Annotated in this window: 13 protein-coding genes; 6 read left to right on the top strand and 7 right to left on the bottom strand. The window is 69.0% G+C overall.

Annotated elements, in window-relative coordinates:
• Positions 1 to 4: 4 nt before the first annotated feature.
• Together NHL51_RS01355 and NHL51_RS01360 are read right to left on the bottom strand one after the other, a co-directional pair.
• Positions 5 to 670 carry a DUF4245 family protein gene (locus tag NHL51_RS01355; protein WP_434141209.1) on the bottom strand — a complete coding sequence of 222 codons (666 nt, stop codon included), beginning with the start codon at positions 668 to 670 and terminating at the stop codon, positions 5 to 7.
• Position 671: 1 nt separating this feature from the next.
• Positions 672 to 929 carry an exodeoxyribonuclease VII small subunit gene (locus NHL51_RS01360; RefSeq protein WP_434141211.1) on the bottom strand — a complete coding sequence of 86 codons (258 nt, stop codon included), beginning with the start codon at positions 927 to 929 and terminating at the stop codon, positions 672 to 674.
• 56 nt (positions 930 to 985) lie between these two features.
• Between NHL51_RS01360 and NHL51_RS01365 the strand changes: the two genes are divergently transcribed.
• Positions 986 to 2,170 carry a hypothetical protein gene (locus NHL51_RS01365; protein ID WP_434141212.1) on the top strand — a complete coding sequence of 395 codons (1,185 nt, stop codon included), beginning with the start codon at positions 986 to 988 and terminating at the stop codon, positions 2,168 to 2,170.
• Positions 2,171 to 2,536: 366 nt separating this feature from the next.
• Positions 2,537 to 3,973: an HNH endonuclease signature motif containing protein gene (locus NHL51_RS01370; RefSeq protein ID WP_434141214.1), complete on the top strand. Its 1,437-nt coding sequence runs from the start codon at positions 2,537 to 2,539 to the stop codon at positions 3,971 to 3,973.
• On the opposite strand, the gene xseA is transcribed toward NHL51_RS01370, so the two are convergent.
• The gene (gene xseA / locus NHL51_RS01375; RefSeq protein ID WP_434141216.1) at positions 3,970 to 5,202 is read right to left on the bottom strand and encodes an exodeoxyribonuclease VII large subunit; all 1,233 of its coding nucleotides are present in this window, start codon (positions 5,200 to 5,202) and stop codon (positions 3,970 to 3,972) included. The two genes, NHL51_RS01370 and xseA, sit on opposite strands and share 4 nt — an antisense overlap.
• A gap of 142 nt (positions 5,203 to 5,344) precedes the next feature.
• Between xseA and NHL51_RS01380 the strand changes: the two genes are divergently transcribed.
• A complete protein-coding gene (locus NHL51_RS01380) occupies positions 5,345 to 6,268 on the top strand; it encodes an HAD-IIB family hydrolase (protein ID WP_434141218.1) in 924 nt (307 codons plus the stop codon).
• 59 nt (positions 6,269 to 6,327) lie between these two features.
• Complete coding sequence (locus NHL51_RS01385) at positions 6,328 to 7,362, top strand: 4-hydroxy-3-methylbut-2-enyl diphosphate reductase (RefSeq protein ID WP_434141673.1); 1,035 nt, start codon at positions 6,328 to 6,330, stop codon at positions 7,360 to 7,362.
• Positions 7,363 to 7,392: 30 nt separating this feature from the next.
• Here the strand turns inward: NHL51_RS01385 and NHL51_RS01390 are convergent, their stop codons facing one another.
• Together NHL51_RS01390 and fbaA are read right to left on the bottom strand one after the other, a co-directional pair.
• A complete protein-coding gene (locus NHL51_RS01390; protein WP_434141220.1) occupies positions 7,393 to 8,163 on the bottom strand; it encodes a DUF6264 family protein in 771 nt (256 codons plus the stop codon).
• Complete coding sequence (fbaA, locus tag NHL51_RS01395) at positions 8,163 to 9,191, bottom strand: class II fructose-bisphosphate aldolase (protein WP_434141222.1); 1,029 nt, start codon at positions 9,189 to 9,191, stop codon at positions 8,163 to 8,165. The genes NHL51_RS01390 and fbaA overlap by 1 nt, the downstream gene beginning before the upstream one ends.
• Before the next feature lie 83 nt (positions 9,192 to 9,274).
• On the opposite strand from fbaA, the gene glpX reads away from it, so the two are divergent.
• The gene (gene glpX / locus NHL51_RS01400) at positions 9,275 to 10,261 is read left to right on the top strand and encodes a class II fructose-bisphosphatase (RefSeq protein ID WP_434141224.1); all 987 of its coding nucleotides are present in this window, start codon (positions 9,275 to 9,277) and stop codon (positions 10,259 to 10,261) included.
• An 8-nt stretch (positions 10,262 to 10,269) separates the two neighbouring features.
• Here the strand turns inward: glpX and NHL51_RS01405 are convergent, their stop codons facing one another.
• Both NHL51_RS01405 and NHL51_RS01410 read right to left on the bottom strand, forming a co-directional pair.
• The gene (locus tag NHL51_RS01405; protein WP_434141226.1) at positions 10,270 to 11,682 is read right to left on the bottom strand and encodes a DNA recombination protein RmuC; all 1,413 of its coding nucleotides are present in this window, start codon (positions 11,680 to 11,682) and stop codon (positions 10,270 to 10,272) included.
• An 84-nt stretch (positions 11,683 to 11,766) separates the two neighbouring features.
• Positions 11,767 to 12,351, bottom strand: coding sequence for a 3'-5' exonuclease (locus tag NHL51_RS01410; protein WP_434141228.1), 585 nt, complete (start codon positions 12,349 to 12,351; stop codon positions 11,767 to 11,769).
• Positions 12,352 to 12,430: 79 nt separating this feature from the next.
• On the opposite strand from NHL51_RS01410, the gene ychF reads away from it, so the two are divergent.
• A complete protein-coding gene (gene ychF / locus NHL51_RS01415; RefSeq protein WP_434141230.1) occupies positions 12,431 to 13,522 on the top strand; it encodes a redox-regulated ATPase YchF in 1,092 nt (363 codons plus the stop codon).
• The last annotated feature ends 191 nt before the right edge of the window (positions 13,523 to 13,713 follow it).

The raw sequence follows: 13,713 nt of genomic DNA on the forward strand, positions 1-13,713 counted from the left end.
GGGGTTATGCGCCGAGCGATTCGGCGACCTGCGTCGCCAGCACGCGGATGGTCGCGGGCGAATCGGTGCCGAACACGAGGATCGTGCTGCCGTTCCACTCGCCTTCCAAGCCGAACAGCATGTTCGCGTTGTCCGCGCTGCGGTCGGTGTGGTCGTATACGGTCCAGTCGATGCCGCTGATCTGCTCGGTGCCGGTGGCGCTCTGCTGCTCGAGCTGTTCGGCGACCCAGGCCTCGTCGACGGGAGCGCTGTCGGCCCGGAAGCCCTGCACGACGGCGGCGTAGGACTCGATGCCCGACTGCTCGTCGACGGTCGTGTAATTGATGCGCCACGACACGAGGCCGTCGCGCTCGCGCAGCACGGCCTGCTTCGCCTTCCACGCCTCGGGCACGTCGGGGGCGGCGAGGGCGCGCCCGGCACCCGGCTCGGCATCGGCCGCGAGTGCCGCGACGTCGATCGAGTGCTCGTCGAATCCGCCGACGCCGCGCGGCACCATCAGGAAGATGACGGCGACGAGGCCGAGTGTGACGAGCAGCGAGAGCACGAGGTTGTTGACGGTCTTGCGTTCGCGGTACAGGCGGCTGTTCTCGGCCTTGCGCGCGGCGGTCTCGCCCGGCGTCTCGGGGCGGCCGAGTTCGGCGACGACGTTCGGGTGCTTCTGCTTCGCCAAATCAGACCTCGTTCTCGGAGCCGGACGCGGTGCCGGTCTCTGCACCGGTACCGTCCTGCCGTGCCGCTTCGAGGCGCCGGCGGGCGCCGATCAGCCAATCCTCGCAGCGGGCAGCGAGGGCCTCGCCGCGCTCCCACAGCTGCAGCGATTCTTCGAGCGAGGTGCCGCCCTGCTCGAGACGGCTCACCACCTGGATCAGCTCGTCGCGCGCCTGTTCATAGCTGAGCGCGGCGACATCGGCCGGCGTCTGGACACTCATACGGCCCATTCTACGCGCAGACCGCTGAACGCCCGGGCGGTCGGTATACTCGCGGGGTGCTGCGTCTGCTGTTCTTCATCGGGTTGGGATTCGTGCTCGGCGGCGGGGTCGCCGCTCTGATCGGGCCTCCGGGGGCGGGTTCGTGGGGGTTCGCCGTGGGGCTCCCGGTTGCGATCAGCAGCGGTGTGCTCGTGCTGGTGGGCCGGTCGCTGAGCGGTGTGCAGATGCCTTCGGCGCAGATGATCGACGCCGCGATCGAAGCGGGCAGAGGTGCGGCGGCGCGGGTCGATGTGCTGCGACAGACCGGCACCCAGATCAACGATCAGCCGCTGTGCGAGCTCGAGCTCACGGTGCAGCCGCATTCGGGCAGCGCGTTCCGTACGACGATGAAGCGCATCGTCGCGGTCACCGAGATCCCCGCCTTCCAGCCCGGGTCGGTGCATGAGGCGGTGCTGCTCGTCGACGGCGGGCCCGATGTGGCTCTGGTTCCGGGCAGTGCGAGGCCCATCGCCGATGCTCTGCACGCGTCACCGGTCGTGCCTGATGCCTCCGATGCCGGGCCGCTGCTCGTCCCGGAGCCGGGGCTGCCGACTGCCGGCGGTGGGCGCCGCCGGCCGCTCATCGGCATCGGTCGCACGGGCAGGCCCCTGCGCATCGCCGCGTTCGTCATCGCGGCTCTGGTCGCCGCGGCCGTCGTAGTGCTGCCGTATCGGGGGGCGGTCGTCGAGTCGGTCGCCGCGCTGCGCACGACCGGGCAGCTGCACGCCGACCTGCGCGAGGGGGCACCGCTCGAGCGAGCGATCGGCGAGCTCGAGCGCTCGATCGGTCACGGCAGCATCGTGAATGCGACGGTGTCCGACGACCTCATCACCGTCGAGGCGGCCGTCGTGCCCGGCGAGCAGGAGACCGACGACTGGAGCTACCGGCGCGGCGTCGTGAAGCACTCCGGGCCCGCACTCATTCAACCCGACGATGCCGATGAACAGTTCCTGCTCTCCGACGTCGATTGGCGGTCGATCGAACGGGCGCTCGATCAGGCTCGAGTGCTCGCCGAGCTGCCCGACGCCGACCGCACCATCGTCTCGGTGCGACGTACGACGGACCACGACGTGCACAGCGAGTCGTTCGCCCGGCAGATCGGCCCGGTCGAGATCGCGCTCTCGGTCGAGAACGACTACCACTCGGCCTGGTTCCGCATGAACGCCGATGGCAGCGACCTCGAGATGACGAGCCGCGACTGAGCACGGCCGCGCGCGTGCCCTCCGGGGCCGCGTCGGAGCTTTTCCGAGGCATGATCCGGGCTCTCGGGGCTTCTTTCTTCCTCCACAGGGTGGCGTTTTGGGCGGTTTTGCCCGAATCGGGCGAGTTATCCACAATTCCTGATCAGAAGCACTTTTCGGGGTGCGAATGTCGGCGGAAACTGGGACAATAGAAGCATGTTCACCACCTCAGGCCACGCGCCCCAGGACCCGGCTTCCGCGCCCGCGGAATCCGGTACTTCCGGAGTTCGTGCTGGGGCTGGTGGGGGTGTTCGGGGTCGTGCGGGTGTCGTGCCTGCCGGGGTGTTCGGGCCGGGCAGTCCGAATCTGGGTGCTCTGGATCGGGCGGTGTCGTGGGTCGAGGATATCGAGCAGCGCTCCCGCGCACTCGAGGCGGAACGTCTGCGGGCGCATGCGTATGTGCGGGCCGTCGCGGCCGCCGAACACGCGGGCCTCGTGGTGGGGGAGCCGGGCTCGAGTGAAGCCGCTTCGGGCGCCGGGAAGTCGTGGGATGGTCCGGTGGAGCGGTCGCTCGCATACCGGAGCGCGGTCGCCGATGTCGCGGCGTCGGCGCGGTTGTCGGAGCAGTCGGTGCAGCAGCGCATCGAGAAAGCGGTCGAGCTCACCACCCAGTACGCGAACGTCGTTCATGCGCTCGAGGCGGGGGAGGTCGCGCCGCAGCATGCGGGCGTGATCGCCGACAGCGGCCGCATCATCGGTATCCCCGGCAGTGCAGATACTTCGGAGATCAGAGATCGTCGTGCGGTGTATGAGCGGCTCGTGCTGGAGAAAGCCCGTCAGGTATCCCCGAATCAGCTGCGCCCCTATGCGCGCAGGGTTGCGGAGAAGTATGCGTGGGAATCGATCGACGGCCGTCATGCACGCGAACAGCAGCACCGCCGGGTGTGGCTCGAGACCGCGGGGGACGGTATGGCGGTGTTGTGCGCGTATCTGCCGGTGGATCGGGCGCAGGCGATCTACTCGCGCCTGACTCGGATGGCGCAGTCCACCGCCCAGGCCGAGGCGGCAGAGGCACGCGCAGTGAAAGAACAGGCCGCGAAGACCGGTACTGAACTGCCGGTGGTGCGGTCGCGGGGTGTGGGGGAGATTCGGGCGGATCTGCTCGCCGATTTCCTCGGTATCGACTTCACCACTGAAGACGGCGCCCAGACGGTCGCGGATGCGGCAGTGGCCGCGGAGTCGACGGCTGCGGGGAATGTGCAGGGCATCGTGCAGGTGATCGTCCACGAGGACGACCTCGACACCGACCTCGACACCGGCCTCGACACCGACATGGCACGCGACCCCGATCCTGAAGCATCCTCGGGCCCCGGTGCACGACCGCAGTCCGAGCTCGAGGGCTGCGGCCCCATCCCGGCCGACATGGCCCGCCGGGTCGCGGGGGCCGCGACCTCATGGGTGGAGGTCACTGTGAATCCCGGTACCGGCGACATCCGGAAGGTGGAGTCCCGGGTGCCGTCGGCGGATCAGAAGCGCAAGCTCCAGGTCCGGGACGCGCATTGCCGGTGGCCGGGCTGCCGCATGCCGGGGTTCCGGTGCGATATCGATCACACGGTCGCCGTCGCCGATGGCGGCGAGACCGCGATGACGAACCTCGGGTACTTGTGCCGTAATCATCATCTCGTGAAGCATCACGGCGGCTGGGAAGTGGTGCAGCTACCGGATGCGACGTTCGAGTGGACGTCCCCGACCGTCCGGAAGACCCGGACGGTGCCGGAGGGCCGGGTCAGGTTCGTCGAGACCGGCGAACCCCCACCGTTCTAACGCGAGGCCCGGGCGCCCAGACGCCCGCCGGCGAGCGCGATCGAGAGGGCGGTGCCCTCCGGGGCTTCTGCGGGGTCACGCACTACCTCGCCGGGGGTGCCCGCTGCATCGATGAGCTGCGCGATCGCATACCCGCGTTCGAGCGTCGCCCGCGGCGAGAGCGCGCCGAGACGGGAACGCGCCTCCGCGAGCCCGCGCGCACGGTCCTCGATCGCACGGTCGGCGAGTTCCGTGCCGCGCGCGATCCACCGCACGAGCTCCTCGGCGCGGTCGTCCACGATACGCTCGGGGAGGGCGAGTACCGGCCTGCCGCGCAGCGCCGTGAGCGAAGCGGTCTCATGGGCGAGCATCTGGCCGAGTCGGCTGCTCATCCGCGCCCGCGCCTGATCAATGCGCGCCAGCTCCTCGCCCACGTCGGGCACCACGCGTTTCGCCGCATCGGTGGGCGTCGAAGCACGCAGATCGGCGACCTCGTCGAGCAGCGGCCGATCGGCCTCGTGACCGATCGCGCTGACGATCGGCGTGCCCGCCGCCGCCGCCGCACGGATGACCCGCTCGTCGCTGAACGGCAGAAGATTCTGGAAGTCGCCGCCGCCGCGGGCGACGATGATGACGTCGACCCGGGGATCCCTGTCGAGCGCCTCGATGCCCGCCGCTACCTCTGCGGCCGCCCGGTCGCCCTGCACCGCGGCGTGATGCACCTCGAACTGCACTCCGGGCCAGCGCAGCGTGGCATTGCGGATGACGTCTTTCTCGGCGTCCGAATCGCGACCGGTGACGAGCCCGATGCGGCCCGGCAGGAACGGCAGCGGCCGCTTGCGTTCGACATCGAAGAGCCCTTCGCTCTGCAGCTGGCGTCGCAGCCGCTCGAGTCTCTCGAGCAGTTCGCCGAGACCCACGTGCGAAAGCTCGAGCACCTGAACCGTGAGCGAGCCGCCCTTGACCCAGAAGTTCGGTTTCACGAGCGCGACCGCGCGGTCGCCCTGCGAGAACTCGCCCGTGAGCCGCTGGGCTACCGAGCGCCACACGGTGAAGCTCACCGTCGCATCCTGCTGCAGATCGCGCAGCTTGCCGTACACGTGGCCGCCGCGTACCTGCCACTGCGTGATCTCGCCCTCGATCCATACGGTGCCGAGGCGCTCGACCCAGGCTGCGATCTTCTCGCTCATGAGCGCGACCGGCCAGGGCGCGTCGCGCGTCGCGGGGGCGTTCGATGCTGCGTCAGCCATGGGCACCAGCCTACCCGCGGGTCTGCGGCGACCGGCTCGCGCCGAACCGTAGAGTGGATGCCGTGGCCGTGCGCTGCATGCCACCCGACCGCGACTCAGACCGCGGCCCTGACCAGATCTCGACGTTGCAGGAGAGCAAGCGATGAGCGAACCCACGATCCGCGCCCTCGCGCTCGACATCGACGGCACGCTCATCGGCTCGGACAAGCGCGTCCCCGCATTCACGCGGAGCGAGATCGCCCGAGTCGCCGAGGAGTACGGCGCGCACGTATTCCTCGTCACGGCCCGGCCGCCGAGCTCGGCGCGGCTCATCGCGCAGGAGCTCGGCGCATCGGTCTCGTACGCGACCTTCAGCGGTGCGCTCGTCGAGGCTCGTGGTGCCGGTACGAGCACCGGCACGGACGGCGCCTACGGCGATAGCCTGGCGACACTGCGCGCGGTGGCGATCCCGGCGCCGACCGTCGCGCGCGCCGGCGAATGCGCGGCCGACCTCCCCGTGCACGTCGGCGTCTACGGGCGCGACACCTGGGCCGTGAGCGACATGGGGCACTGGGGCCTGCGCGAAGCCCGTGGCACCGGTGTGTGGCCGACCGACGTCGGCCGACCCGCGGTCGAGCGTGCGATCGGAGAGAACGAGACGTTCAAGATCATGTTCCGCGGCGAGGCGGAGCCGCTGAACGAGCTCGAGCGCCGGTTGGTGCCGCTCGCGGACGAGATGTTCGTGCACCGATCGGGCAACGTACTGGAGTGCACTTCGGTGCACGCGCGCAAGTTCTCCGCCGTCGAGGCGCTCTGCGCGCACTTCGGCATCGGTACCGATCAGGTGCTCGCGTTCGGAGACACGACCGCCGATCGCGAGATGCTCGAATCGGTGGGCGCTGGCGTGCTGATGGGCAACGCGCAGCCCGGTACGGCGACGGGGGTCGAAGTGACGCTCTCGAACGATGAGGACGGCGTCGGCATGATGCTGCGCCGCGACTTCCCGACCGCGCGCCCCTTCGACCCGTGGAGCCTCGGTTTCGGCGAGCGGTCATCGCAGCCCCAGCGGGTAGACTCCGGAGCATGAGTGAGACTGTGCCGCCCGTCGATCAGCGCACGATCGGCGCCCCCGTGGTGAGCCTCGCGATGCCCCGCATGCGCCGCGTGACCGGGCGTTTGAAGAACCTGCCCGTCGACGGCGAGAAGAAGGTGCTGCTCGCGGCACCCCGCGGCTACTGCGCCGGAGTCGATCGCGCCGTCGTCGCCGTCGAGCGGGCGATCGAGCTCCACGGCGCTCCCGTGTACGTCCGCAAGCAGATCGTGCACAACGTGCACGTCGTGCAGACGCTCGAGAAGATGGGGGCGATCTTCGTGGAGGAGATCGCGGAGGTGCCCGAGGGCGCGCACGTCGTCTTCTCGGCGCACGGCGTCTCGCCGGTGGTCGTGCAGGAGGCGGCCGACCGGCACCTGCACGCCATCGATGCGACCTGCCCGCTCGTGACCAAGGTGCACCGGGAGGCGGTGCGCTTCGCGAAGCAGGATCGCGAGATCCTGCTCATCGGCCACACCGGGCACGAAGAGGTCGAGGGCACCTACGGCGAGGCGCCCGAGCACATCACGATCGTGAATTCGCCCGACGACGTCGAGACGCTCGAGGTCCGAGACCCCGACCGTCTCGTGTGGCTGTCGCAGACGACGCTCTCGGTCGACGAGACCATGGAGACCGTGCGACGTCTGCGCGAACGCTTCCCGAACCTGCAAGACCCGCCGAGCGACGACATCTGCTACGCAACGCAGAACCGGCAGGTGGCCGTCAAGCAGATCGCACCGCAGGCCGACCTCGTACTCGTCGTCGGTTCAGCGAACTCGTCGAACTCCGTACGTCTCAAGGAGGTCGCGCTCGAATACGGCGCGCGCGAGGCGAAGCGCATCGACTTCGCCACCGAAGTGCAGCAGGACTGGCTCGACGGTGTGCGCACGATCGGCGTCACGAGCGGAGCCTCGGTGCCCGAGTCGCTCGTGCAGGAGCTGCTCGACGATCTTGCCGATGCGGGCTACCTCGATATCGAGGCCACCATCACCGCGGAGGAGGACCTGGTGTTCTCGCTGCCGAAGGAGCTGCGCCAGGACGCCGCGGGGAACACCGATGAGCGTGCGATCGGCGGCCGTGTGCGGCGCTGACGCGGCATCACCGCGCCAGCGCCCGAACGGCTACGGGGTCGACCCGGCCTGCGCGAACATGTAGTCGAGCACCTTCGACGGTGCATCGGGGGCCGACATGGCCTGCATGAGGTCGGGAGCCTGGCCCATCGCGATGAACAGGATCACGGTGAACGCGATGAACGCGACGACGAAAGCGACGAGCGGCACCCAGAACGCGACCCGCGCATGCCGCAATCGCTGGATCGAATACACGACGTTCAACGCGTAGATCGCGAAGATGACGATCGCCCCGATCGTGCCGAGCGTGCCGAGCGAGGCCGGCGCGGAGAACCCTTCGACTTCGAGCGCCGCGGCCATGAGATCGAACGAGGCCCGCAACCCGTTGGCCGAGGCTGCCAGGTTGAGCGCCCCGAATGCGCCCACGACGAGCAGGATGATCGTGATGACGCGGTCGGCGAGGTTCGGGCGCCGTGCCCCGAACGCGACGGCGGAGCCGGCCGGGGCGGGCGCCTCCGAGCGGTAGGGAGCGGGCTCTGCTGGGCGCGACCCGCCCGGAGCCGCAGGAGCCTCGGGGAGCGGGGGAGCACCCTGCGCACCCGACGGCGACGGTGCGGCCGCCGCCGCACCGGTGCGCGCCGGCGCCCCGAGGTTGTGCGGCACACCGGGGATCTGTCCTGATCCCTGGCGAGGAGCCGACCCCGCCGGCTGCGCCGCATCGGCGCCCGGAGAGTCGGGAGCGTCTGCCCCCTCGGGCTTCCATTCCCACCCCTCGGGCGCGTACTCGCCGAACTCGGGCTTCGTCGGGCGCTCGTCTGCCATTACGCGCTGACCGAGTTGCCCGCCGAGCCGAGCTGCTGCGCCGCGAGTGCGACGCGCGAGGCCATGGCAGTCTCGGCGACCTTGCCCCAGGCGCGGGGGTCGTACTGCTTCTTGTTGCCGACCTCGCCGTCGACCTTCAGAATGCCGTTGTAGCCCGTGAACATCGAATCGGCGATCGAGCGGGTGAAGGCGTACTGGGTGTCGGTGTCGATGTTCATCTTGATGACGCCGTTGCGCACCGCCTCGGCGATCTCTTCGGACGACGAGCCCGAGCCGCCGTGGAATACGAGGTCGAGCGGCTTCTCGCCGGTGCCGTACTTCGCCTGCAGGCCGGCCTGGATCTCGGCCAGGAGCTCGGGGCGCAGCTTGACGCCGCCGGGCTTGTAGATGCCGTGCACGTTGCCGAAGGTGAGCGCCGCGAGATAGCGGCCCTGCTCGCCGAGCCCGAGGGCCTCGACGGTGTCGACCGCGTCTTCGAGCGTCGTGTAGAGCTGATCGTTGATCTCGTGGCTCACGCCGTCTTCTTCGCCGCCGACGACGCCGATCTCGACTTCGAGGATGACCTCCATCGCCTTGAGGCGCGGCAGCAGCTCCTTCGCGATCTCGAGGTTCTCGGCGAGGGGCACTGCCGAGCCGTCCCACATGTGCGACTGGAAGTAGGGGAGCCCGCCCTGGGCGACCCGCTCCTCGCTGGCCGCGACGAGGGGCAGCAGGAAGTCGTCGAGCGCGTTCTTCGGGCAGTGGTCGGTGTGCAGAGCGACCGTGATGTCGTACGACTTCGCGACCTCTTCGGCGAACTTCGCGAACGCGATCGCGCCGCCCGCGCGGTTCTTCACGGTGTGGCCCGCGAAGTAATCGGCGCCGCCCGTCGTGACCTGGATGATGCCGTCGGAACCCGCCTCGGCGAAGCCTTGCAGCGTTGCGTTGAGGGTCTGCGTGCTCGATACGTTCACCGCCGGGAAGGCGAAACCGCCCTGCTTCGCGGCGTCGATCATCGCTGCATACTGTTCCGGAGTTGCGACGGGCATTGATGCTCCTTGTCCTCTGTGACGGGGGCGGAAGTCGAAAGTCGACCGCTCGAACCCCCAGTCTACGCGGTAGGGTGAAGGTCATGACTGAACCTGTATCGCTGGGCGAGTGGCAGCCCGACCGTAACTTGGCAATGGAGCTCGTACGTGCGACAGAGGCGGCGGCGATGCGCGCGACGCCGTGGATCGGACGCGGCGACAAGAATGCGGCGGACGGCGCTGCGGTCGATGCGATGCGCCGCTTCCTCTCGACCGTGAACATGCAGGGCACTGTCGTGATCGGCGAGGGCGAGAAGGACGACGCCCCGTGGCTCTACAACGGCGAGGTCGTCGGCAACGGCGAAGGGGCGGCGTGCGACGTCGCCGTCGACCCGATCGACGGCACCCGGCTGACGGCAGAGGGCCGCCCGGGCGCGCTGTCGGTCATCGCGGTCGCCGATCGCGGCTCGATGTACGACCCGTCGGCCGTGTTCTACATGGACAAGCTCGTCTGCGGGCCCGAGGGCGTCGGCGTCGTCGACATCCGCCGCCCCATCGGCGAGAACATCCGTGCACTGGCGCGCGCGAAGAAGGTCGATGTGACCGATATCCGCGTCGCGGTACTCGACCGTCCTCGTCACGAGCCGCTCATCGCCGAGATCCGGGAGGCCGGTGCCGGTACGCGTCTGCTCATGGACGGCGATGTCGCGGGCGGCGTGAACGCGGCCCGCTGGGATTCGCGCATCGACATGTGCGTGGGCGTGGGCGGCACTCCCGAGGGCATCATCACCGCCTGCGCGGTGAAAGCGCTCGGCGGCATGATTCAGGGCAAGCTGTGGCCGAAGGACGACGACGAGCGCCAGCGCGCCATCGACGCCGGCCATGACCTCGACCGGGTGCTCGAGTCGAACGACCTCGTCGCGAGCGACAACTGCTACTTCGTCGCCACCGGCATCACCTCGGCCGACTTCGTCGACGGCGTGCAGCGCCGCGGCCCCTTCGTGCGCGCGGAGAGCATCGTGATGCGGTCGCACTCGGGCACGATCCGCCACATCATCAGCGACATGGACCCGTCGCGCTGGGACGATTGAGCGACTGCTCAATCCTCGACGTCGGGCGTCTCCGGGTTTCCGGGGGCGCCCGACGTTTCCGCGTCACCGGTGCTCGCGGCCGCATCGAGCGCGTCGGCCGAATCGAATAGGCCCGACTCATCGACCGCGGGCAGCGGTACGAGACCGCCGGTCGTCTCGACCGAACGGAGGGTGCGCTCGACGGCGCGGGTGCGCACGCCGGCCTGATGCACCGTGTTCTGGGCGGTCTGCAGCTGCTTCTCGAGCTTCGCCCACACCTGGCCGTACTTCTGGAATTCGGCCTTCGCCGCTCCGAGCACCTGCCAGACCTCTGAGCTGCGCTTCTCGATCGCGAGGGTGCGAAACCCGAGCTGGAGGCTGTTCAGCAGCGACATGAGCACGGTCGGGCCCGCGACGGTGACGTGGTAATCGAGCTGGAGGCGACTCGCGAGCCCCGGCCGGCGCGCAACCTCGGCGAACAGCCCCTCCGTGGGCAGGTACATGATCGCGAAATCGGTCGAGTACGGCGGCGCGATGTACTTGTCGCGAATGAGCTTCGCCTGCGCGACGATCGCCCGCTCGATGTTCTTGCCCGCAGTCTCGACCTGTTCCTTCTCACCGCTCTCCTGCGCTGCGAGCAGCCGCTCATAGTCCTCCTGGGGAAACTTGGAGTCGATCGGCAGCCAGACCGGCGTCTCGCCGGCTTCGCGCCCCGGCAGTTTGACGGCGAACTCCACGCGCTCCGACGCGTGCGGGCGCACGGCGACGTTCTCGGCGAACTGCTCGGGGGCCAGCATGTCTTCGAGCTGGCGCGCGAGCTGCACCTCGCCCCAGCTGCCGCGGTTCTTCACGTTGGTGAGCACCCGCTTGAGGCCGCCCACGTCCGAGGCCAGCGTCTGCATCTCGCCGAGCCCCTTCTGCACCTGCTCGAGGCGGTCGCTGACCAGCTTGAACGATTCGCCGAGGCGGCGCTCGAGGGTGCCCTGCAGCTTCTCGTCGACGGTCGCGCGCATGCTCTCGAGCTTCGCCTCGTTGCCCTGACGCATCTTCTCGAGTTCGTTCTGCAGGGTCTGCAGCAGTTCGAGCTGCGAGCGCGATGACGATTGGGCGCTCCGGTGCATGCGGTCGCTGAGGTGCGCGAGCGCGCGCTCGAGCAGTTCGCGCTGCTCGCGCTCTCCCGCCTCGCGCGCGGCCCGGTCGCGGGCGAGCTCGCCGCTCTGCGCGGCGGCCACCGATTGCAGGCGCGAGTCGAGCTGCTGCTGGCCCGACGCGAGTGCCTGCGCGAGTTCGCCGCGCTGCGCCGCCAGTTCGAGGCGCAGCTCCCGACCGGCGGCCGGGGCGTCGGCGCTCGCCCCGCGCCCGGTGCGGAGCAGCAGGACGACGAGCACGGCGATGAGCAGGGCGAGGTTCGCGACGAGCAGTGCGACGGTGAGTGCGTTCATGATCTCTCGGGTTTCGTGGGGTCTGCGGCTGCTGGCGACCCTAGGCGCGACCGCCGACATCCGGGCGGCGCCTGGAGCGTCCGGTCAGAGCTTCAGCGGAATGGCCGTCAACTGGTGGATGCGCACGCCGGCGTGCTTCGCGAGCGCGGTGACATCGTCGGCTCCGTGACGCACGGCGGCATCGGTGATGATCGCGGCGCACGCCTCGGCATCGGCCAGCGCTTCGTGGTGCGAGAACTCGCCGTACCCGGCGGCGGCCGCCGCGAGCGGCAGGCGGTGCGACGGGATGTCGTAGGTCTTGCGCGACACCTGTACGCTGCAGAGGTAGCGGAACTTCGGTGTCGGCACGACTGATGCGGCGCATGCGGCCTTGATCACGCCCATGTCGAACGAGGCGTTGTGCGCCACCGCGACGTCCGTGCCGATGAACTCGCGCAGTTCTGCGAGCTGGTCGGCCCAGTCGCGCGCGTCGGCGACCATCTGCGGGGTGATGCCGTGGATCTTGATGTTGAAGGGAAGGAAGTCGGAGTGCTCGGCGGGCGGGCGGATGAGCCAGTCGGCGCGCTCGACGACGCGCCCCTCGCGAACCCTGACGAGACCCACCGCGCAGGCGGAGGAGGGGTGGCCGTTCGCGGTCTCGAAATCGATGGCGGTGAAGTCGACGGGCATGGAACAAGGGTGGCACATGCGGCTGACATGCGCGCCGCCGCGGAGGAACCGCCCGCGGCCTCGCGTAGACTAGACCCTCGTGGCTCTTACAATTGGCATCGTCGGACTCCCGAACGTCGGCAAGTCGACCCTCTTCAACGCGCTCACCCATAACGACGCTCTCGCGGCGAACTACCCGTTCGCGACGATCGAGCCGAACGTGGGCGTGGTCAACCTGCCCGACCCCAGGCTCGACAAGCTCGCCGAGATCTTCGGCAGCGAGCGCCTGCTGCCGGCGCCGGTGAGCTTCGTCGACATCGCCGGTATCGTGCGCGGCGCGAGCGAGGGCGAGGGGCTCGGCAACCAGTTCCTCGCCAACATCCGCGAGGCCGACGCGATCGCGCAGGTCGTGCGCGGCTTCGCCGACCCCGACGTGGTGCACGTCGACGGCCAGGTCGACCCCGCGAGCGACATGGAGACGATCAACACCGAGCTGATCATCGCCGACATGCAGACTCTCGACAAGGCGCTCGTGCGCTTCGAGAAGGAGCTGAAGAACCGCAAGATCGACGCCTCGGTCGTCGAAACCGCGAAGGCGGCGCGCGCGGCGCTCGACGAAGGCAAGGTGCTCTCGCAGGCAGGGATCGACCTCGAGCCCATCAAGGAGCTCGGCCTACTCACCGCGAAGCCGTTCCTCTACGTCTTCAACGTCGACGAGGGCGTGCTGCAGGATGCGGCGAAGCTCGAGGAGCTCGCGGCGCTCGTCGCGCCCGCGAAGGCCATCTTCCTCGATGCGAAGATCGAGAGCGAGCTCATCGAGCTCGACGCCGAGGACGCGGCCGAGCTGCTCGCGTCGATCGGCCAGGAGGAGAGCGGCCTCGACCAGCTCGCCCGCGTCGGCTTCGACACCCTCGGACTGCAGACCTACCTCACCGCCGGCCCCAAGGAGGCCCGCGCCTGGACGATCCCGAAGGGCGCCACGGCGCCCCAGGCCGCCGGCGCGATCCACACCGACTTCGAGAAGGGCTTCATCAAGGGTGAGATCATCTCGTTCGACGACCTCGTCGAGGCGGGCTCGGTCGCCGAGGCCCGCGCCAAGGGCAAAGCCCGCATGGAGGGCAAGGACTACGTCATGCAGGACGGCGATGTCTGCGAGTGGCGTCACGGAAATGTATCTGCTACGAAAAAGTGAGTAGGTTTGCGTAAGCGCTCATGAAGGTATGCGGCGCGCCACCACGATGATTCGGCAAGTAGCGTGCTCAACAAAGATCACTTCTTGTTGTTGAGCAAATCTTGGCTGGGGCCGGTAAGGGTTGCATTCCTGCTCCAAACGGTCTCATAGAGTTGAGATAGAAAATTGATGTTTCTGGTTGAAAGGAACGT

Origin of the sequence: Leucobacter sp. gxy201 (assembly GCF_051043335.1) — a bacterium.
Lineage (GTDB): Bacteria > Actinomycetota > Actinomycetes > Actinomycetales > Microbacteriaceae > Leucobacter.

Coding starts and splice junctions, on each gene's coding strand:
- glpX (WP_434141224.1), top strand. CDS start 9,275: ATGACTGAACCTGTATCGCTGGGCGAGTGGCAGCCCGACCGTAACTTG.
- NHL51_RS01360 (WP_434141211.1), bottom strand. CDS start 929: ATGAGTGTCCAGACGCCGGCCGATGTCGCCGCGCTCAGCTATGAACAG.
- NHL51_RS01410 (WP_434141228.1), bottom strand. CDS start 12,351: ATGCCCGTCGACTTCACCGCCATCGATTTCGAGACCGCGAACGGCCAC.
- NHL51_RS01380 (WP_434141218.1), top strand. CDS start 5,345: ATGAGCGAACCCACGATCCGCGCCCTCGCGCTCGACATCGACGGCACG.
- NHL51_RS01405 (WP_434141226.1), bottom strand. CDS start 11,682: ATGAACGCACTCACCGTCGCACTGCTCGTCGCGAACCTCGCCCTGCTC.
- fbaA (WP_434141222.1), bottom strand. CDS start 9,191: ATGCCCGTCGCAACTCCGGAACAGTATGCAGCGATGATCGACGCCGCG.
- NHL51_RS01385 (WP_434141673.1), top strand. CDS start 6,328: ATGCCCCGCATGCGCCGCGTGACCGGGCGTTTGAAGAACCTGCCCGTC.
- xseA (WP_434141216.1), bottom strand. CDS start 5,202: ATGGCTGACGCAGCATCGAACGCCCCCGCGACGCGCGACGCGCCCTGG.
- NHL51_RS01390 (WP_434141220.1), bottom strand. CDS start 8,163: ATGGCAGACGAGCGCCCGACGAAGCCCGAGTTCGGCGAGTACGCGCCC.